Here is a 19,681-nt window from a genome sequence, read left to right as displayed (position 1 = left end):
CTATTCTGTCAGAAGCGCGTGCGGCTGTCAGGTAGAGATTCGCCATCAACGCCGCTTTCCCGATTTTTCGCCGTGGCGCCCGCCCGCGTTAGCGCTTATGATGCCCGGCAGTGTATGAGATGGATGACGTGATGATTTGGTTAATTCTCGCCACGCTGGCGGTGGTGTTCGTAGTAGGTTTTCAGCTGCTGACGGCCAGCTCGCGCCATGCGGTGCAGGCGCTCAATAAACGGTTGCAACTGCCGCCGGTGCATATCGAATCGATGTTGTCGCTGATGGGCAAAGAGGCGGCAAAAGAGTTTACCGATTACATCGCGGGCGATAACGACACGCATCTGCACAATGGCGCGGCGGTGCTGCTGATTTGGCAGGTGATGATTGTCGATGGCAGCGACGAGAATATGCAGCGCTGGCATGGCATTTTGAGTCGGGCGGGATTTTCTGCGTTGATATCGAGGCAACAGCTGTTGCTGGCGTTGGGGTTCTTGCGCCAGCTGGAGCCGGACAGCCAGGAACTGCATGCGCTGCGCGACCAGTACAATGCGCACTTCACGCAGCAAGGGATTGAGCTGGAAGGCGAAACGGAGCAGGGCGGGAATCTAGTGTCGATGAGCGAATGGCGCAAGCGGCATTAAGGGGTTTTGGTTAATCTGGCAGCACTCCGCTTCTGTTCAAGGGCAAAAACGTTGACGCGCGAGCCGCTGGACGTATAATCCGACCCAATCACTTTGCGCCCTTAGCTCAGCTGGATAGAGCACCGGCCTTCTAAGCCGTAGGTCACAGGTTCGAATCCTGTAGGGCGTACCAATACAAATCAATGAGTTATCACTCTCCTACTGCTTTCAAGTTTTCCCCATGGGACAGATTTGGGACACGGCTGCCAAAAATCGCGTCAATTTGCCTCGCATGTTCCGTTTAATGGTTCGGTGCCAGGTGAGCATAACGCTGCACCATTTCTATACTCTCCCAGCCGCCCATTTCCTGTAATGCCGACAATGAAACTCCCGCCTGAATAAGCCAACTCGCCCAGATGTGTCTCAGGTCATGAAATCTTAAATCATCAATTCCCGCTCGTATTAATGCAGCTCTCCAGGCTGTATTGGAATCCATTCACTTTTTACGAAGCTTTGCCATTGTGGTTCCGTCACTTCTCTTCGCTGATTCGTTGTGAACGAATACCGTTAATAAGCCACATAGCTCTAAATCGGCCTAGCAAAATTAATGTGCAAATACTCGCAAATTATTCTGAACAGCGAAAATAAAATAAGTTGCGACCATTTGCGCTCATTTTATTGCAGCATCATTAACGCTGTCGCGGCGGCTCTAATTAAAAATAATTCGGAGCAAAAAAGATGAACCAGAAAAAAATCACTGCCTTAAATGGCAGCGGCCAAACTCAATCTGAAGTCCGCCAAGATGAAATCCTTACCCAACATAAGCAAGAGTCGCGTATTGATTCTCGGGTTATTGCTGAACGAGCTGGAATACAGCATGAAAACTTAGTTGCAACAATCAAAGTGAATAAAGAAAGACTTCGTGAGCTTGGTTCATTGCCCTGCCAATCGCTTAAAGAGTTTTCCGATTCGAAACAGGGAAACCTTAAAAGCAGGGAAGAGAGGCCAGAGGTCAGTTATTTGCTTAATGAGTTCCAATTCGATTACACGCTTCGAGTTATCCATGGGAACAATCCAGAACGCATGAATCTGTTCAAATTGGACGTGACTAAAGCATTTTCTATGCGTCGTGAAGCGCGACAGCCTCAAAGCGCTCGGAGCACTGCGTCATCATTACATCAATCTAGCACGTGCTGAAAATCGCGTTATTGGCCTGTCCGCAGGCGAGCGAGGTCGCGCGGATGAACAACAGTTGGGATTGCTGGTAGTGATACAGAAGATTGAGCTTGCAGCTTTTGGCGAAGCGGTGCGCAGTGGCATGAGTCCGGGTGATGCAGTTCGTGAAGTGGCACGTCGTATGGAAGCCTTCGCCACTCTGATCACATCTTCGCCAGTAATGGAGATACGCGAATGACTTTGCGAGTCAACAATTTCTATGTATAAAATCTAATGGATTGAGATATTTAATTTTTTCTAATTAAATATTGAAAGGGATGCACTGATAAAGCATCCCATATTCAAGTTGATTGAAATGAATATTTTACTGATCAGCATTTCAGTAGGTGAAATAACTCACTAAATTACCAATCGTGTGGCGCCATCTTGGAACTATTGTCTTACAGACGGTGTATGCATCGCCGAAGAAACCGACTTTATTCACTGTTTCATGTTTCGTTCGGATTTTTAATCATTATACGAGAACAATGCTCGTATACATCTGTGGCTTCCCCGATATACCGGTAAGGTTCACTGTATTTAGCGTGTCATTCACTCTCGATGTTTATGTTATTTAACATTACTTTCTCGCAACTTTCCCACTTTAATTCGCACCATTTCCGGCATCGCACTCTGATTATCCTCCCTCAACCCCAGCATCATGTTGTATCCATTGAACAACCCGGAATCGCCAAGCCGCGGCATTGGCAGAAATTGGGTGGGAATTGTTAGCCAAAACCGCAAATCATAGTCACAGCCCAAATAGGTACGCAGTAGCGCCATCACGTCATTCCTAAGCTGTCCGTCAGGCATCCAGCCTTTCGCTTCATCAGGATCGTCTGTTGAAAGCTCAACTCGTGAGCAGTAATCAGCCACGCGGGTTTCATCACCCAGTATCGGATTCTGTTCAAGCGTCATGCCACCTTTAAGTGAAAGTCGGGCGCGTTTTGCCACCGGCATGCTCACTGGATGGTGTGCGAAAACCTCAACCTTGGTGTTCGGTGCCTGGCTGCGTATAACCGCAGCGATGCCTTCAGCAGTGTGTGTGGTATGCAGCAACGGTTTCAGAATAGCCAGCAGGCGTGACGAAGGTTGTTCACCGCTGTTGGAGATGCCGGTTAGCGCCATCAGGCTTTGCGAAACCGTATCGGTACCGCCTGGCTCAAAGGTGGCCGGATAGCTGTACTTGCGCCAGATGCGGTAAAACTGCGTCATCAGTCGGTGATTGAAGATATCCAGAAACGCTGCCATCGCATCCGCACCATCGCGGCCTTGGTTGATGTCGTCAATGATGCTGGTGGGCAGCGGCGAATCCACGCCGTACAGGCCGAAGAAGTTGGTTCGGACCGTTGGTATCGCATCCGGGTTATCGGCGTCAATTTCCGTGCGCTTTAGCTCCCCGGCGGGAAAGCCCAGATGCGGGTTAGGGCGAAAGCGCACCGGATCACTCTCTGGCGTGCGGCCCGTGCCAAGACGGCTGCCGGCCGTCTGCTCCAGCAGCTGGCAGAAGCGGTAAAAGTTGTACTGCGCGGTCTGATCATTGCCGTTATCGTCCAGCCAGAACGGTTTTTTGTTGTTTTCGCTCACATCAGCACCCTGTCAATGCGTCGCTCCGGCCAGGCCCACTCGGTGCCCGAAGCAGTCAGCAGCACCGTCAGTTGGGTAAAGCGCACAACGCTGGCGTACTGCATCAGGAACTGTTCCAGCAGCTCGCAGAACAGGCGGGCATCGCCGGTGCCGCTGAACTGGGTTTCATCGAGTGCCACGCGAATACGCACCCCGTGCCAGTGATACGAGGAGTTATAGTCCTGACGCCAGCTGACGTGACGAATACCGCTGATGCGACGGCGGTTGTTATCGTCATTACTCCAGTCAAACAGCGCCAGCACGGCTCGAAGGTTTTTAGCATCGCTAATCATCTGGCTCAGCGCGCGCGGATGCAGCAGCGACATCACATGCCACTGATACAACTGCGTGGTTGGCGGGTAGCAAGGCATAGAAGGGGGATGACGCGTTGTGCACTGCAACGTTAGGTTGCCGGTGACCGCGCTTCCATCAAATACGGCTTTCTCCAGCGCCATACGCGGATAGTTACCATTGGTGCAGGTGATGTTCATAAACAGCGTGGCATCATCCTCGCCTCGATCGGTCTCGCTTTCATCGCCACCCAACATCAGCAGGGTTTCATAAAGACCGCTGACACCACGCCAGACACGCGTATGGAAATATCGCTCCGGCCAGGACTCTTTGCGTTGCAACATGCCCCCTTTTTGCCGGAAGTGCCGATACGGCACATAGCGCCGCTTATCCAGTGTTTCGCTGGCGGCAACTTCATCAACACTGTAAATCTCAGTGTGCTGATCGCGCAGTCGATGCGGACGCAGACGATAATCGAGCACCGCAGGTTTTACCTTCAGCGGCTCGGCGTTCAGCGTAAATAGGTTAATCACCGGCACGCAGTGAATGCGCAGCGCGTCTGCCGGCAGGGAAATATCATGTGGAAGCGGCTGACTGAGGTGAATATCGAGAATCACCTCGCGGCAGCTTTCGTCGAAAGGCAGCGTGTTGAGCCCCGAAAGAGTAAAGAAGGCGTAGCGAGCCGGAAAAATGAAATATTCCAGCAGCGGGCGCACTTCACCACAGAGTGCAGGACTGTCGCTTTCCGGCCAGACCGGACGCCAGTGCTGCTGCCAGCGGGCACGGATGTCGCCACTAAATGGCTGCGGATCGGAGTTATCACTCTGCGGCAGGCGAAAAGTGATGTTGCGCAGATGACGGGTCAGCGCATGGTATAGCAGCGACTGCACCGGGCGATCTCCGTGGATGTAGAGCGGGATATCGCTGAGATCGATTTGGCTCGTATCGGCCTGAGGGCTGAGTGTAAACCGCAGGGAAATCATCTGGTGTCCATCAGGATGGAAGGGCGTGGTTATCTCGCCCAGCGCCAGTGGATGCAATTTCAACGCATCGGTCGTGCGATACGGGCAGCGTTGGCCAGTGATATCCATCGGTCGGGTCAGCAGCGTTGTACCTTCCGGCAGCACCGCATCACGTACCTGAGCGACGCTATCGGGCGTAAGTTCCACCACAGACATTGATGGCAGCGTGCGGTTCACCACGGGCACCAGATGCCCAAGCAGCGGCTCCGTCAGCTCCGGAATATCGTCATCAATCTTGCGACGCATCTGCGCCATCATCAGCGAGAAGCCCTGAAACAGTTGCTCGACCGAGTCATTCATCTTCAGAGATTTGCCGTCGACACCCAGTCGCCGTCCCGCCTCCGGATACTGCTCCGCAAACTCCTGCGCAGCAGCTTTCAGATAACGCATTTCGCTGTCGAAATATTTTAGAAAATCATGATCGTTCATGGTTCACCTACTCAACCAGCGTGAGTGCCAGATAACTCACTGAGCAGAGTGAAACCAACCACAGCACCAGCAGTGAGATCATTGCCCGGTAAAATATGACTCTTGTTCCGTGCAGGCGATCAGCCAGAGAACGCGGGCGGGCAAATTTTTTCGGCCACAGCTGCGCCATGCCCCGGTCAAACTCAGCAAGGTCGTCTTCGTTGTTGAGCAATGCGAAGAGCCGTTCATCAAGCCATAAACGCCAGCAGTAGTAGTGTGTGATGAAGAACAACACCATTAACGGCAGACTCAGCGCGGAGTAGAAAAGGCTGAGTATCAGCGCCAGTGGCGGCAGTGTCAGAGCGGCAAAGTAGCGCCAGCTTGCCAGATGAATTTGCACAATTCGGTTGGTCATCATGATGTCTGACATAGCTTTTCCTTGCTAAAGGCTTCGAGGATTGCAATGTGTGCAGGGGTAAGAACAATCTGCGGGCGTCGGGAATGGATGAGTTCAACGGCCTGAACGACAGAGGCTGCATGTCCTTCCGCCAGCAGCCACGCCGCAATCACCGTGGCACTGCGCGATAAACCCAGCGCGCAGCAAACCAACACCTTGTCATTTTCCCGGTGCAGCTGCTGAAGCTGTTTTACCGCAGTGTGCAAATGCGCAATGTCGGGCACCAGCAGATCCATTAGCGGATAGGCCTGCCATCGCTGTGCGTTCCGGTTGCCTTTGTGTAATTCTGCGGTCAGATCAAAAACGGCAAAATCCTGCTGCGCCTTGTCCGGAAACCTGCCCAGCGCTACGCTAGCGACAATCTCATTACTTTGCGCGCTATGCCGGGAAAACCAGCGGCGGGAAATCCTCACGCCTGTCAGATAGGGTAAAAGCAGCAGGCGTGCGGAGAGGGATAAGTTGCCGCAACTGTTTTTCTGGAACACCGTCACGCCCAATCCGGCATAGCCTGCAGCCACTGCCAGCAGCGCTAAAGCAGGCCACAACAGCAAATGACCACAGGGAATCGCGGCTCCCGCCAGTAAAAACAGCATTCCACCCAGGCCGTATTTGCTCGCCAGACGTCGCGCGTGCAAAGTGGGCCGCTGCCAGCGCCATTCTCCTCTAATCGGAATCAGGTAGCTGATGATGACCGCGACCCCAATCCCGCTAATGACATCGATAGAATGGTGCTGCCAGGTGGTCAGTACCGAGACAGCAATCAGCAGGAACCAACTGGCCGCAACGATTCTCGCATTGCGATTTAGATGCTGGCGAAAGCGCAGCCAGAGCAGCCAGGTCAGAATAATGTGCAGAGAAGGGGCTTGGTTATAGGGTAAATCAAACTGTTCAAGCTGGCGGAACAACCAGCCGAAGGCACCAAGGGTTTCCGGGCGCGTGAAGGTAAACTTCAGCGGGAAAAGTAAAAACGCTGCGCACGCCACCAGCGATGCTGCAAGCAGGCGATAGCCGTGACGCGTCAGCTCCTGTCTTGATGTGCAGATGAACAGTGAAATACCGTAAAGCAGGTCGATGCTCCAGTAAGGCACGATAGTCCAGGGAACAAATGGAATCGAACGTTCCCAGGCAAACACCAGGCTTTCCACATCGTCGCGGGTCGCGGTGTAGGTATTCACCTGCCCGTAGCTGAGAAAAAACAGGGGCCCCAGCAACATCAGCCAGCAAAGCCCCTGTTTCCAGGGGCGAAAAGGGCGTTGTGTCAGCAACGATTCAGTCATGCTATTTTCTTACCGCCAGCGACACGGTAAAGATGCCAAACTCATCGATCAACTGGTGGCATTTCTCAAATCCAGCGTCTTCGACCAGCGTATCCATCTCTTTCTGGCTGCGTACGCGCATCAACCAGGGAATACCGTTCTGGTGGCTGGTTAAGGTCCATGCGATGGTTTTCAACTGCGGATGCCACGGTTGCCCGGTATAAACCAGCACGCCGCCCGGCGGAATGGCTGCTGCCAACCCGGCCAACGAAGTTTTGATTAATTGGTTGCTCGGGAACAGTTCATACAGGCCGGAGACAATGCCCAGCGTCGGCGCAGGCGCGAGTGTGGCGAGCGAGTCATAATCAAAGGCATTGCCTTTTTTGAACTGCGCGAGATGGCCTAATTGACGCGCTTCAATCATCGCCTGGCCTTTCTCCACATTTAGATCGCTGTAATCTCGCAACAAGATGCTTTCAATTCCCGGCTGTTTCTCTAGTGCATCAAGAACGTAGCGGCCATGTCCGGCGGCTATGTCGACTACGCGAATCGGCAAATTGTGCTCTTGCAGTTTTGCTACGGCCTGCGTAATCACCTGCTGGATATTTTCTTTGCGCATGCGAATGCCGCGCCAACCAATGCTGTTGAGGTACTGCCTGTCGATGATACGGCCAATAATGCCGGTGCCTTCAGCCGTGTTGCGGTAGACATAATCCAGCGTACTGCCAGAGTCAAAGCCGGTTTCATATCCCAGGCGCATGCCTTTTGACAGCCGACCAATGGTTTTCATGCCAAAACTTAATGAAGCGTAGGACACGCCTTGTAGTGAGCAGCGCTTAGGTGGCGCCTGCAACTCACGGTACGCATCAGCGCCCGGACTCCACTGATCTTCATGGCTGTAATCGAAGGTGTAAGGCGCAGCGTGGTAAAGCTGTTCAATAAACGGCTTCATTTTATCGAAGGCAAGCTGGCGATCCTTCTCTCCCAGCGTGTCGTGATAAAAACCGGGCAGAATATGCTGCTCTTTGATGGCGCTACGCAGCCCCTGATAGAATTTTTTCTGCGGTTTGGTGTGCACCACAAAATCATCGCCGGAAATCAGCAGCTGTGTTGGCACGGTGATGGCGGCAGAGTCAGAAACAATACGCTCCGCCGTTTTATACAGATCCAGCAGAATATTCACGGCAATCTGACGGGTGATAAATTTATCCTGCTCAAAGCTGCGAATGCGCTCCGGGTCGTGGCTGAGAAATTTCCCTTTGACGTAAGAGTTCACGTAAAACATACCGCGAATACGTTGCAGCATAGCCAATCCCTTGCGTGCGAAAGGTACATACAGCTTCACCTTAAACGCTGGAGAGGCCAGCACCATACCGCGAATTTTAGGTGCGTAATCATGCACCCAGGTAGCGACCAGCACCGCGCCGACGCTTTGCGCAATCACCACTATATCTTCAATGCTCACCCTGGCTTGTTCAGCGACAAAGCGAACAAATTCATCGACGTCCTGCACTGAGCGAGCCAGGCTTGGGCTATAACCTCGCTCTCCCGGCGAATGTCCGTGTCCACGCGCATCCCATGCGTAAAAATGGGCATCCGGCATCAGTAACTCATCGACAACATGCTGCAAACGTCCGGAGTGCTCATGCCCGCGATGAAATAGCACAATCACTTTTTTGCTCTGCGCATCCTGCGCGGGCCAGTGGCGAAAATAGAGAGATTCCCCGTCGCTGGTTGAAAAAGCTCCTTCCTGAAATAAACGTGCTTCCTGGCTCATGATGATTTCCTTATGGCTTGCTGTTGTAATTCGACAAAACGATTTAATAACGCGCTTTTAAATTCGGCCTTGTTGTCCTGATAACGCAGCGGATCGTCGATATAAATATCGATAAAGAACGGCACCGGTATTTTCTGACCTTTACCCATTGAGCGATCCAGCCCGTGCATATAGACCGGAATGATGGGCACATCCGGGCACTGCTGGCTGAGATGCCAGAGGCCAGATTTAATTTCTGACAGTTTCCCCGGCTCGCCGCGCGTGCCTTCCGGGAAAATAATCACAATTTTCTTTTCCGCCAGCGCATCGACGCAGGCCTGCAGTGGATTAGCCTGATGCGCCCCGCGATACACCGGGATGATGCCAATCACCTTGAGCGCAAACCAACCCACCACTTTGTTTTTCAGGAAATAATCAGCGGCAGCCACCGGCTGTACATTCACCAGCGTCGAGAGGGGAAACAATGTGAAGATCGTCAGCACATCAAGATGGCTGTTGTGGTTTGCCACAATGATCGCCGGGCCTGTTTTCGGTAGCTTCTTGCGGTTGGCCACGGCGACACCCAGCCAGATCCACACCACCGGATAAGCGATGCACAGGGTAAAGAGCCAGCGCAGCATGCGGTTCATGTGCGCCTCCTACACGTAGAAGTAGTAATAGAAGTGGAAGAACAGCGGCGCGGTGTAGATGAGTGAATCGAGTCGATCCAAAATGCCACCGTGTCCGGGCAGCAATTTGCCGGAATCCTTCACACCAAAATCGCGCTTGATCGCCGACATCACAACATCGCCGCAAAAGCCGCTTGCACCAATAATCAACCCAGCACCCAGCGAGTGGAGAAAGCTCATCGGTGTCAGCAGTGGACCAAGAATCACGGCCAGCAGCATGGTGGTAAAGATGCCACCCAGCAAACCGGCCAGCGTCTTATTCGGGCTGACGTTGGGCGTCACGCGAATCCTGCCCAGCGATTTTCCCCACAGATACTGGGCAATATCATTCAGCTCAGTTAGCGCAACGAGGAAGAACACCAGCAGCGCACCGGCGCTGGCGTCGGCACCGGGTAAAGTCATCAGGTAGGCAACGTGGCTCAGAGCGAACACGGTGGTCATCATGCCCCAGTGCATTACCGACGCAGAGTGCAGAAAACCTTTGGTATCACCGGCAATCACCATGCGAGCGGGCAGGAACAGGAAGACGTAAACCGGGATAAAAATGATGAACATGCCGTACCAGGCCATGCCGGTCCAGAGATATTGCACCGGGATAGCGGCATACATCCACAGCAGCGGCATACTGTCAGAACGCCGCGTGGGTGCTAACGTCAGATACTCTTTTAACGACAGGAAGCTGATGAAGCCGAAAAAGGTCAGCGCCAGCCACTTCGGCGACAGCATTGCTAACGAGAACAGGCAGATAATCACCCACCAGCTATTAACGCGCTGCTGCAATTCCAGCCAGTTGCGTTGTGGGCGGCACTTTCTCAGCACAAAAATAATCAGCGTCGCCAGCATGAGAACACCGAAGATACCGCCCAGGCAGTAATAAAGCAGGTGTCTGGAGTCAGCCATTTTTCGCCTCCATCGCATTGCGGCAGCGATTCAGGCTGGTCAAGCACAGGAACAGGGCGGCGATGGCAAACACTGCGTTAGCGTAGCCGATAGACTGCGGCCACAGCGCAATCACCAGGCCGAGAGCGCCAAAGATAAATGCGCGGTCACTTTTGCCTAACGGGCCACGGTAGCTACGGATGCCGTTCAGCGTCTGGCACATCACACCGCAAAATTCGCTCAGCCAGGAAAGCAGCACGACCAGCACAACCCACCAGGCAGAGATGCCAGTAACAAACGCGAAAGCGAGGTAGAGTGCGGCGTCGGAGATAATGTCACCCACCTCGTTGAGGATCGCTCCAAGGGTGGATTGCTGATGGAATTCGCGGGCTAACATGCCATCAATGGCGTTTAACGCCATGCGGAAAAACAGGAAAACGGGCAGGGTGATAAAAAAGCGTGGATCGGGGAAACGCATCAACAATGCGCCCAGTACTACAGAGGTGAGCATGGCAAACAAGGTTACCTGGTTCGCGGTGATACCCTGCGCATGTAACCTGACGACCAGCGGTCTTAATAAATGCTGAAACTTCGGTTTTATATCGTATAGCGTCACTTTGTGGCTCCTGCCGTTAAATTGAATAGTTACTTCAATAATTCCAAATTCAGGGTGTTATCCCTTACTTCAATCGTGCGTGGTGAATCCGCATCAAGCTCCTCACGGCTCAGCACCCGTTTCCATGTACCGCGCTCCCGGTCCGGTTGGCGGAACAAGCCTACGACTGCGACAAACTGCGCCTGCTTCTCCATTGGCATATCGAGGCTGACGCTTTGTCCCGGCATGACGCTGAGCTGCCGCTGCGCCAGCAGGCTCTCTTTCAGCACCCAATCTGGCTGTGTCAGCAGGCTGCTGTATTCTGCGTTATCGAAACGTTGACGCGTGCTGAGCTGTAAAATATTCAGGCGCAGAGGCATCGACTGCTGGGCGTCGTCCTGATTAATCGCCATGCGTGCAGTGAAGGTCAGGTGCAGGGTGTTGACCTGGCGATAAAACACGGCATCGGCAATGCTTGCTGTTCCCTGTTTGGTTTTTTGCCACGCTCCACAACTGCTCAGCAACGTTGGCGACAGCAAAATCAGCAACATATGAGCGAAGCGAACTTTCATTGTTCACCTCCCTGATACGCATCTTCATTTTGCGTAGCGGAAATAAATATCCGCGCTGGCATGCGGAAGCCGCGCAATTCGAGTAGCGCCAGCGGGCCACTGCCGAGCTCCGTACGTATCTGATAGTTAAGTGCCAGCCCGTCCGGCGTCGGCCAGGCAACACGATAGATGTTGTTCCCCAGATTGGTGATGCGGGCTTTATCCAGCAGGCGGATCAGGCCCCAGCTTCCAGGGTGATCGGCATAAATGCGGGTTCCGGTATGGGTGCTGCGCCAGGTCAGCGTGGTTTGCGGTTGCCAGCGGTTGTCAGGCCAGTTCAGCGTTTGCCAACTCTCTTCCTGGTTAAAATATTGCAGCTTCTGGCGATCTACCGTCAGCTCCGATTCCACCACGTCGCGGGAAGGTTTTGCCATCATCTGAAAGTGCAGCTCTACATCTCCCCGGACAAATGCGGTATTAGCGATGTGCGTCAGTTTATTCAGCGCGTTGAGAAAAGCAGGATCGAACGTCAGTCCCTGGCTGTTCATGGCATCCGGCACCCAGCGATCGCCTTCGAGCCGCAACAGGCCACCGAGGCGACTGTTAACGAACTGCGCGATACGTCCGGTGTCGGTACGCATAAACTGCGCCAAATGCGGTAAGGAGACGTCGCTTTGTCGGTTAGCAAACGGATAGCGGTCGGCAAACGATTGATCCCACGGGGTTACAATATCGTTCTGCCATTGACTGTTAATGCTTTCAGCGGTGGGGCTGAGCACTTGCTCCCACGCCTGCACCATCGGCTCGACAAATATCGCCTGACCAAACCCGCTCCACTCCTGTCCGAGGCTGGCAGCAATCAGACTGCCGTAATCGCGGGTGTCAGTCAGATCAACGGCTTTGCCCTGAAACACCGTCAATGCTAACGACTGCATCATGGCCTGCGGATCCGGCGCGTTGGTGACCTGCTGCAGCCGCAGACGAACACGGGTAATACGCGTCAGGAAGGTTGGCAGGCTGAGGCTATCTTTAGCCGCTGCGCCGGTATCGGTTAGCGCCAGCAAAGGTCCAAAGGCGTCATCCATTGGGCCACGTGCACCTTGTGGTCTGGCGATGGCCTGGGTTTTGTCACTGCTGAGCAAATTCTTTGCAGAGCTCACCAGCGAATCGGTAAGATTACCGCCAGTTTGCCCCGTCCGGCCCTGTACATTCAGCGTGTTCATCAGCGCAATCAAAGGTGACTGGCGTATGTCGGCCAGCAGGGTTAACTGTTCAATCGATTCTGACAGGCCCTCCGCCCGCTGCCATTGCAGGCTGTTGAGGAATTTAAGCCAGGCTCCGGCGTAATCGGAGAAATAGCGATCTGTCAGCCGCGCTTTCAGCGTTTCCGCAGAGACATCATTATTGCTGGCCGTTTTGTTATCACTCAGCACCCAATCGATTTCATCGCGACGCACTTTCGCCGCTTGCTCAATCGCAGGCTCTACTGCCTCTTCCCACGCTTTACGGGTAAAGACGCCGGGCACGGTTTCATCGGTATTGAACAACCTGCTGCTGTCGGTGCCGCTGACCATCTCACTGAGCGTCATATCAGCATAATCACGGGACACCTGCTCAATAAGTTGCTGATAGCGCGAGGTCTCCGCATTGCTGGCACCAATCTGACGCAGCAGCGCTGAGCGCATACTGCTGACCAGTCGCATATCCGGTTGTAACTGCCACTCTGGGTGCGCAGGCAGATTCGTCATCATAAAGGCCAGCATAGCGCCGCCATTGTTGCGCCAGCTTGCGTCCGGAATGCCATCACGCCGTTGCCAGACTTTCATTACCGTGGCGCTGAAAAACGCCGGATCGGATTGTTCGGGATGTGCCAGCATCAGGTACGCTTTCAGCAGGTCATACATGCTTTTGGCCTCATCGGCCCGCAGCGGGCTATCGGGCGGCAGGTTACGCCAGCCGCTCATCAGCGTAGTCAGGCGCTTGACGGAGGCATCACGCAGCAGCGGCATGGCCGCCTGCTGCCATTGCTGCCACAGCGAATCCAACAGTGCGTCATTCTGGCTGAGGCCAAAACGCATATACCAGGGCGCACCATATTGCTGACGATGCTGCAGACGCTCGATCTCTTTCTGCAACTCGTGCAAGGCTGAAAGTTGCTGCTGCAGCGGCTGACGGAAATCTGTTGCGGTGTCGGCAAGGTGCTGATCTGCCTGTATAAGACGCATATTGGCAATCCAAGAAAACACCAGGCAGGCCATCCACATCACCAGCAGGCAGGAGCAGAGCGTCAGCACCGTTTTCCGCCATGAGGCACCGTTAGTTAGCGGCCTGCGCCAGCGTAGCGCCAGTAAATCCCGCCAGGCTTCTCCCGGCTGCCAGGCATTTCGCAATGAAGCGCTTCCGGTGATCTCCGGCTGGCTGAGCACGACTCCCGCCAGCGGCAGCGCTCTTGCACCTGTGGAAAGCTGCAACAAGGTTCGTGTCAGGCGATCCGCGCCACCGCTGCGCAGCACGTGCGCCAGTTCCAGTAAAAAACTGTGCTGGCGATTACGCTCAATTTGCTGCATGCCGCGCTCAACCAACTGGTGCTGAAGATCATCCAGTGACTGACGGTAATCGTCCGTACTATCACCTTGCGCAATGGTAAATCCGATCCCCTGCGCGGGGGCGCTATACAGAGAGGGCGCGTGAATCTCCCACAGCCACAGCGGGATATCCTGGCCCAACAGGTTGTAGCGCTTCTGCATCTGGCGAGCCGTGGTATCCAGCACATCCTGAGTCATTTCCGCCTCTGCGTTCACTACCCACACCACCGCATCGGCCAGATGGCGGCGAATTTTGCGTAACGCCCGCAGCTGCGCGGGTAGCGGATCTTCCTGCGGACTGCCGTGCCAGAGCAGCAAGGTATGATGCCCCTCAAGCCAGTGTTGAGTTGTCAGGCCGGGAATACTCCGTTCAACCAGATGCTCATCGCCTACCACCAGCAGAATGCGTACCCGGCTACGCCAACGCCACCGATACTGGTAGCGCATCTGGGTAATGATCTCCTGCACCCATTGATTCTCGGCAGGGCGCTGTTTCTGCGAGCCCGTTGCCTCACGCGCGTTGAGTCGCACCAGCCCGCGCCAGGCGAGAATAAACAGAGGACAGAACCACACCAGCGCCAGCCAGACCATCAATGACCAGAAAGCAATCTGGCGCGGCAGAGCTTCCGGCAGATCAATGCTGCTGCCTGCGAAGTAATAGAGGCCTGCGCCAGTCAGCACCAGCAGGGTGACAGCAAGCAAGTATCCTGAAACCAGCCAGAACAGCGAGTGCCGGGGATTAGTGCGGGAGGTTTCCACGGGGAATACAAACTCCTGTAATGTATTGAGATTCCATTTCTGCGGCGATCCAGCCGCAGGACTGGCCGTTGAGCGCCGAGAGCAGCGCCAGCGACCGTAACGTAAACGGTGTGATTTGCCCGGCATGGCCGATCCACGGGGCAAGTACGTGATCCAGCGCGGACCAGCCGCCCTCCAGCAACGCTTCCATGGCGGGGGCATCTGCCGCGATCACCGTATCCGGCGTATCACTTAATCCGGCATAACGGGAAAGCTGTGCGACGGTCAGAGTGGCCGTTTCACCCAACGCCGGTTGCCAGCGCTCCGAGCGATGCATCAGCGCAGTCCCCTGCGCCGAGCAGAGCCAGGCAAAGGCGGCTTCCCCGGCAACCGGGGTGCAATCAGCCAATCCTTTGCCGCTTCCGGCACACAGCAGCAAAACCGGAGCAGCAGTGGCGAAGAGATCGATAACGTTATCTGCGCCATCAATTGCACTGAGTCGAAGGGTTTCCTCTGGCAACGTCATGCCCGCTGCCAGTAGCGTTTCGCGAAAGGCGAGCAGACTTTGGTCATCACCCAGCCAACAGAGATGGGTGATTGGGCGTGCATCACCTGACTGACGAAGATGCGTCACCAGGCGATTGGCGAGATAAGCCGCCAGCATCACAGGACGACTGCGGGCGCTGTTTAGCACTAGTGGGCAACGCAACGCAGCATAACCTTGCGCAGTGATGCCCGGTTGCGGAGCGTCCGCTGGGTGCGACAACAGCGCCAGATGTTCCGACGCGTCTTCTCCGGCTGGCGTCACCAGCAACACGGCTTCAACTGGCAAGGCCTGGCTGCGCTTTCGCCACCACGCATCTAGCGCCTGCGAGATTTCTGCATAATGCGTGCGGCGGTTATCGGTAGATTGCAGCCAGACCAGCCAGCGCAGCGTCACCGCCAGCAACCAGCACAGCAGCGGCAAGACCAGCGCGCAGAACCAGAAAAGCGGCGAACGGGTCGGTTTTCCCTCCGGCCACAACAGAATGGTGGTCATCGCTGATATAAACAGCAGCACGGGCAACACCACCCACCAGCGCCGCCAGCGGACCGGATAAATGGTGGCGTAATCGGCATAAACCGGCGGTTGGTTCATCCGCAGACATCCATGTCCGGCAGGGAACTGACCAGCGTGCAACCACAGGCGCATTTATGCCCATCGAGCGCCACCGCTTTACCGTTTACGGTGCTGTTGGTTGCTCCCTGAATAATGGCGGTCATGCCGTGCTCGTTGCATTTCGCTTTGTCATTGACGCAGGCCACCGGCTTGCCAAACGCGTTAAAACTGCCGCTGAGCACTTCACCACCGTGAGGTTTGAGCGTATCGCCAACGCGCACCAGTTTTTTTAGTGTCATACCACTCGCGCTCCCGATGATTTCAGCATATCGATGGCAGAGGTCATCATGGCCTGGTGCTGTTCGCTAACCACACTGGTGCGAGCCAGAGCAACTGCGGCGCCTGGTTGGGTGGTTACCTCTGGTGGAGTAAGTGTCTGAACGATACCTGTCGCCATATCCTTCACTTTATAAGTCACATTGTTATAAGCGGTTTTTGGCTCGATAAAATAGATGACGTTATTGGAGGTTGGCGCGGCGTTAATTACTTTGCCTTCGACGGAAATCAGGCGAAGATTCTTATTGCTCTGGTTGCCGCAGTAAATCATGCGATAGCGGAAATAACCGCCCCAGGGTTCACGTCCCCCCAATGCACTTTGCATAAACCAGGCGCGGGAATCGTGAATTTGTTCATCGTAAAGGGCTAACAAGTCAGCACGCGGTTGAGTACGAATGCCGGTGCCCAGCTTGTCGATAAACAGCTGCGGATAACGACGATCGCCATCGGCTTTCATCTGCGCATATTCCGCGTCTTCATCGTCACCGTTGATCAGGAAGATGGCGTGCTTGGGGATCACATCCAGAACGATCTGCGCAGTTTTATCTATCAAGCCACCATTGATGTCTCGTCGCCACAATTTATAGTCATGCTGGAATTCACGCGCAGCTTCGCGGAGTTGATATTGGGCGTTAGTCGGATCAAGATCGGGCTTGCCCTGCAAGCTTTCGTCCAGCGGCAAGCGGTTCTTTTTGGCTTCTGCTCGCCGTAAGTTAAGCGCTTTTACCGCTGCTTTATGGTCATCCGCTTCTTTTTTAAGTCCTTCAGGAGTTAGCTGGGGTGCTTTGTTAAAGAAACTGTGGGCAAACTTATCGCCCTGAGGAAGCATACTGCCGTGAGCGTAGCGGCCAATGCGCCAGGCAGTGATCCAGCCAATCTGATCGATCAGCGCACTTTCAAGTGTCTGAGAAAGTTGATAGGCGCGATAGCCTTCTGATGTATCTCCCGCCTCTTCGCTGCCTTGCAGGGTGGTATTGAGCAGGGTTTGACGCCAGATGTTGAAGCGTCTGACCAGCGTTTTACTGAAGTCGAATTCTCCTTGTGATTCAGGAGACATAGCTCTTGACGGTGAAACGTCCTTTATTAGTGCAGAAATACTTTTAGGTAAAACTGCTAATGGTGCACCCGCCTCAAATGCCGCAACATATATATCGTGAAGAACAATTTGCGATAATAATTCGCCAGTGCCATTACATGATTTCCCTTGATCCCCTGGAGGATAACCGCCACCAACATCCGAGTGCATCCCGGGATAAATGACCTCCTGAGTGTTGGCCGGGTAACTGCCATCAGGGCGACGAACTGAGTCAAGAGGGAAACATAAGCGCTGTTCGTGTGCGGCAACAAAATGCCGACAACACTTAATCAACCCAGGAAATTTACGCTCATCAGGTAATTGCTGACTATTATCCGCCCAGCCCATATGACCTGCAGCACCCGGCATCATGTGAGCTGCTCCAACAGACGCCACCGTATCCAGTAATCCCAGAAACTCAATACTGATCGGTAAACCAGCGAGTTTCAGGTGATCACCCTTTAGCTTGGGATCGGGTAACTGGGTTAACCAGTTTACAAAGGTCCGAGCTTCAGCAGCTCCGCGAGAAAAACCATAGATAAACAACTTAATACCGAGTAGATGGGGCTGCTGAGTTTGGGCTGCCTGACTTTCTAATGCTTTTAACAAAGGGTTAATAACATTACGTCGGTTCACTTCGCCTGAAAAAGCTCCGCGAGCCTGCATGCTGGGCAGCATTCCCTTCGCTACTCCATCACCAAGGCGTTTGGCTCCTTTGGTGATGGCATAAGTCAAAGCATCCACTAATCTCAGCAACGCCCAGTTAATTCGGTCTTCTCCACCTGCGGCGAAAGCCAGACCATCATTGCTGTAATCCATTTCGCCAATTTTTGGGAAGGGCGTGCCAACACCCGGAATGTAATAGCGAAAATAGCCTTCACCATCAGCATTTTGATATGTCGCATGATACAACTTCGAGATATTGGTAGGATGCGACGGTTTAGCAATACGCGTATCGTTCTCTTCGTTATTTCCCGTCCCATCGAAAAATAAGCTGATATGTAGGCTTCTACAGCAAGGGACGATGCCTTTCTTACCGATATCTTCGGCAAGACTGGCTCGGTAATCAATTTCTTCGCGAATCTGCTTTTTGTAATTGCCATTAATCTGCATTTCGCTAAGTTGCAAGCGTCCAGCATCAGGAAAAACCGGGGGCGCAAAGCAAGGCAACGCGAGGCTCATTTCACGGGACATGCCGGTGGCTCCTTCATGTTAAGCGGTTCCTTGATCGGATAATTCTCAGTGCCATACCCGGAACAAACAGTTGTGACCTTCACCTTATTACAAGGCAGAAAGTGCACAGTTAAGCCACAGCGCTCCTTGCCAAACTGCGGAATATTAACGATGGCACTGTATTGTTGATATTTTGTTCTATGCTGTTCGTATGCTTTACGGAACTCATCCGTTCCTAATGGAGGTAAAATTACATTAGGATTGGGATCAACTTCCCATTCAACCCGAGCTTTCAAATCAGGCGTCCATTTTTCAGGAAGCATGATGCAGCAATATCCACCGCCTAAACCTGGAACGTGGTATCCATTCACTGAAAACCCATTTATACCCTGTCCCTCAACATGGTTGACTGCACGAAGATCGCCAGCGGTATAGCCGTCATCAACGCTTGCCTGCGAGCAACCTGAAAGTATCGAAGCAACGATAAAAAACAATCCTTTATACAACCAATCGGATGTTTTCTTTTTCATTTCCAGGCTCCTTCCATCATTAGCGTTATCTGTCCTGAAGCAGAACACTGAGAACGTTCGGATAATGACTTTAATTGCTGGAAAACATCCTGTATGGCTTGTTTATGAATAAAATCGTAGTTGTAAAATCCAGAATCATAATTAACCAGCATGACTCGATTGCAAGGCATAAATATTGCGATGACACTTGCGGCTTTAAGCAGAGAGTCATCGGGAGTATATGATTCAGTGATGTTACTGCTATCCGTCGACTCTGTTTGTAGAAGCCTTGTTCCAGCATCCCAGCTAATCGTCACAGATTCTGGAGGAACAGATGGATTATCCTTTGTTATCAGGGATGATTTATTAAGTTTTCCCGATGCGCTACCAGCCTGAGGAATAATTCTACTTCGGGATTGAGTAAGTATTTCTCCAGTGCTTTTTTTTCGAATAGCATAATCAACGTCTGGTTTTCCGGTCATATTGATGGCAAAAACTGGGACATAATTTGCCGCGGGTTGTTTATAAACTTTAGGCGAATTGCTCATGGCAAGATCGACAGGTAACAAAAGTGTATCGATCACTGCATCAAAGGGCATCGAAATAATTGAGAAAACGGGTAAAATTCCAGCGCTAAATAACCACATGAATGCATTAGTGGTATTGCGTATATCGGTATCAACTCCGCGATAGATCTTCTCATTACTTTCGCCGCGCAACAATGTCCCGCATCCAGCTAGCTGCACAAACAAAATTGCGCAGATTAACCGTTTGCTCAGCGTACTAAATATCCATTTTTTCATTCGC

At 53.2% G+C, this 19,681-nt stretch carries 18 protein-coding genes, 1 tRNA gene and 1 pseudogene; 4 read left to right on the top strand and 16 right to left on the bottom strand.

Going from position 1 to position 19,681, the window contains the following annotated elements; genetic code table 11:
* Nucleotides 1-131: 131 nt before the first annotated feature.
* Together K5Y30_RS07075 and K5Y30_RS07070 are read left to right on the top strand one after the other, a co-directional pair.
* Entirely contained in the window at nucleotides 132-635 is a 504-nt protein-coding gene (locus K5Y30_RS07075; RefSeq protein ID WP_222210789.1) for a DUF1198 family protein, read from the top strand.
* Between the two features lie 95 nt (nucleotides 636-730).
* Nucleotides 731-807, top strand: a tRNA-Arg gene (locus tag K5Y30_RS07070).
* Between the two features lie 18 nt (nucleotides 808-825).
* On the opposite strand, the pseudogene K5Y30_RS07065 reads toward K5Y30_RS07070, so the two are convergent.
* A pseudogene (locus K5Y30_RS07065) lies at nucleotides 826-1,179 on the bottom strand (tyrosine-type recombinase/integrase); the annotation flags it as partial.
* Between the two features lie 173 nt (nucleotides 1,180-1,352).
* Between K5Y30_RS07065 and K5Y30_RS07060 the strand changes: the two are divergent.
* Together K5Y30_RS07060 and K5Y30_RS24830 are read left to right on the top strand one after the other, a co-directional pair.
* The gene (locus tag K5Y30_RS07060; protein WP_255602302.1) at nucleotides 1,353-1,811 is read left to right on the top strand and encodes a Rha family transcriptional regulator; all 459 of its coding nucleotides are present in this window, start codon (nucleotides 1,353-1,355) and stop codon (nucleotides 1,809-1,811) included.
* 55 nt (nucleotides 1,812-1,866) lie between these two features.
* Entirely contained in the window at nucleotides 1,867-2,028 is a 162-nt protein-coding gene (locus K5Y30_RS24830) for a hypothetical protein (RefSeq protein WP_255606572.1), read from the top strand.
* A gap of 371 nt (nucleotides 2,029-2,399) precedes the next feature.
* On the opposite strand, the gene tssG is transcribed toward K5Y30_RS24830, so the two are convergent.
* Genes tssG through K5Y30_RS06985 form a run of 15 tightly spaced genes read right to left on the bottom strand, consistent with a single transcriptional unit; the run spans nucleotide 2,400 to nucleotide 19,677 of the window.
* Nucleotides 2,400-3,416: a type VI secretion system baseplate subunit TssG gene (gene tssG, locus K5Y30_RS07055; protein ID WP_222181582.1), complete on the bottom strand. Its 1,017-nt coding sequence runs from the start codon at nucleotides 3,414-3,416 to the stop codon at nucleotides 2,400-2,402.
* Nucleotides 3,413-5,197 carry a type VI secretion system baseplate subunit TssF gene (gene tssF / locus K5Y30_RS07050; protein WP_222210788.1) on the bottom strand — a complete coding sequence of 595 codons (1,785 nt, stop codon included), beginning with the start codon at nucleotides 5,195-5,197 and terminating at the stop codon, nucleotides 3,413-3,415. The genes tssG and tssF overlap by 4 nt, the downstream gene beginning before the upstream one ends.
* Nucleotides 5,198-5,204: 7 nt before the next feature.
* Entirely contained in the window at nucleotides 5,205-5,606 is a 402-nt protein-coding gene (locus K5Y30_RS07045; protein WP_222181584.1) for a hypothetical protein, read from the bottom strand.
* Nucleotides 5,591-6,910 carry a phosphatase PAP2/dual specificity phosphatase family protein gene (locus K5Y30_RS07040; RefSeq protein WP_222210787.1) on the bottom strand — a complete coding sequence of 440 codons (1,320 nt, stop codon included), beginning with the start codon at nucleotides 6,908-6,910 and terminating at the stop codon, nucleotides 5,591-5,593. The genes K5Y30_RS07045 and K5Y30_RS07040 overlap by 16 nt, the downstream gene beginning before the upstream one ends.
* Before the next feature lies 1 nt (nucleotide 6,911).
* Entirely contained in the window at nucleotides 6,912-8,666 is a 1,755-nt protein-coding gene (locus K5Y30_RS07035) for a bifunctional alpha/beta hydrolase/class I SAM-dependent methyltransferase (protein ID WP_222210786.1), read from the bottom strand.
* The gene (locus K5Y30_RS07030; RefSeq protein WP_222210785.1) at nucleotides 8,663-9,295 is read right to left on the bottom strand and encodes a lysophospholipid acyltransferase family protein; all 633 of its coding nucleotides are present in this window, start codon (nucleotides 9,293-9,295) and stop codon (nucleotides 8,663-8,665) included. Before K5Y30_RS07030 ends, K5Y30_RS07035 begins: the two co-directional genes overlap by 4 nt.
* Before the next feature lie 9 nt (nucleotides 9,296-9,304).
* Nucleotides 9,305-10,234 carry a phosphatidate cytidylyltransferase gene (locus K5Y30_RS07025; protein ID WP_137385335.1) on the bottom strand — a complete coding sequence of 310 codons (930 nt, stop codon included), beginning with the start codon at nucleotides 10,232-10,234 and terminating at the stop codon, nucleotides 9,305-9,307.
* Entirely contained in the window at nucleotides 10,227-10,829 is a 603-nt protein-coding gene (locus K5Y30_RS07020) for a CDP-alcohol phosphatidyltransferase family protein (RefSeq protein WP_222210784.1), read from the bottom strand. The genes K5Y30_RS07025 and K5Y30_RS07020 overlap by 8 nt, the downstream gene beginning before the upstream one ends.
* A 29-nt stretch (nucleotides 10,830-10,858) precedes the next feature.
* Nucleotides 10,859-11,380 carry a type VI secretion system lipoprotein TssJ gene (tssJ, locus tag K5Y30_RS07015; RefSeq protein WP_222210783.1) on the bottom strand — a complete coding sequence of 174 codons (522 nt, stop codon included), beginning with the start codon at nucleotides 11,378-11,380 and terminating at the stop codon, nucleotides 10,859-10,861.
* Nucleotides 11,377-14,703, bottom strand: coding sequence for an ImcF-related family protein (locus K5Y30_RS07010; protein WP_222210782.1), 3,327 nt, complete (start codon nucleotides 14,701-14,703; stop codon nucleotides 11,377-11,379). The genes tssJ and K5Y30_RS07010 overlap by 4 nt, the downstream gene beginning before the upstream one ends.
* Complete coding sequence (locus K5Y30_RS07005) at nucleotides 14,684-15,820, bottom strand: hypothetical protein (RefSeq protein WP_222210781.1); 1,137 nt, start codon at nucleotides 15,818-15,820, stop codon at nucleotides 14,684-14,686. Before K5Y30_RS07005 ends, K5Y30_RS07010 begins: the two co-directional genes overlap by 20 nt.
* On the bottom strand, nucleotides 15,817-16,080 hold the full coding sequence (locus tag K5Y30_RS07000; RefSeq protein ID WP_217547308.1) for a PAAR domain-containing protein: 264 nt from the start codon (nucleotides 16,078-16,080) through the stop codon (nucleotides 15,817-15,819). The genes K5Y30_RS07005 and K5Y30_RS07000 overlap by 4 nt, the downstream gene beginning before the upstream one ends.
* Nucleotides 16,077-18,386, bottom strand: a complete 2,310-nt coding sequence (locus K5Y30_RS06995; RefSeq protein WP_222210780.1) for a DUF2235 domain-containing protein — start codon at nucleotides 18,384-18,386, stop codon at nucleotides 16,077-16,079. Before K5Y30_RS06995 ends, K5Y30_RS07000 begins: the two co-directional genes overlap by 4 nt.
* Nucleotides 18,371-18,895 carry a DUF3304 domain-containing protein gene (locus K5Y30_RS06990; protein ID WP_222210779.1) on the bottom strand — a complete coding sequence of 175 codons (525 nt, stop codon included), beginning with the start codon at nucleotides 18,893-18,895 and terminating at the stop codon, nucleotides 18,371-18,373. The genes K5Y30_RS06995 and K5Y30_RS06990 overlap by 16 nt, the downstream gene beginning before the upstream one ends.
* Nucleotides 18,892-19,677 carry a YceK/YidQ family lipoprotein gene (locus K5Y30_RS06985; RefSeq protein ID WP_222210778.1) on the bottom strand — a complete coding sequence of 262 codons (786 nt, stop codon included), beginning with the start codon at nucleotides 19,675-19,677 and terminating at the stop codon, nucleotides 18,892-18,894. The genes K5Y30_RS06990 and K5Y30_RS06985 overlap by 4 nt, the downstream gene beginning before the upstream one ends.
* Nucleotides 19,678-19,681: the final 4 nt, after the last annotated feature.

Source organism: Pantoea sp. DY-5, from assembly GCF_019795955.1.
GTDB classification, from domain to species: Bacteria; Pseudomonadota; Gammaproteobacteria; order Enterobacterales; family Enterobacteriaceae; genus Pantoea; species Pantoea leporis.
Note: the sequence above shows the minus strand (reverse complement) of the source record. Positions and strands in the feature narration are given on the sequence as shown.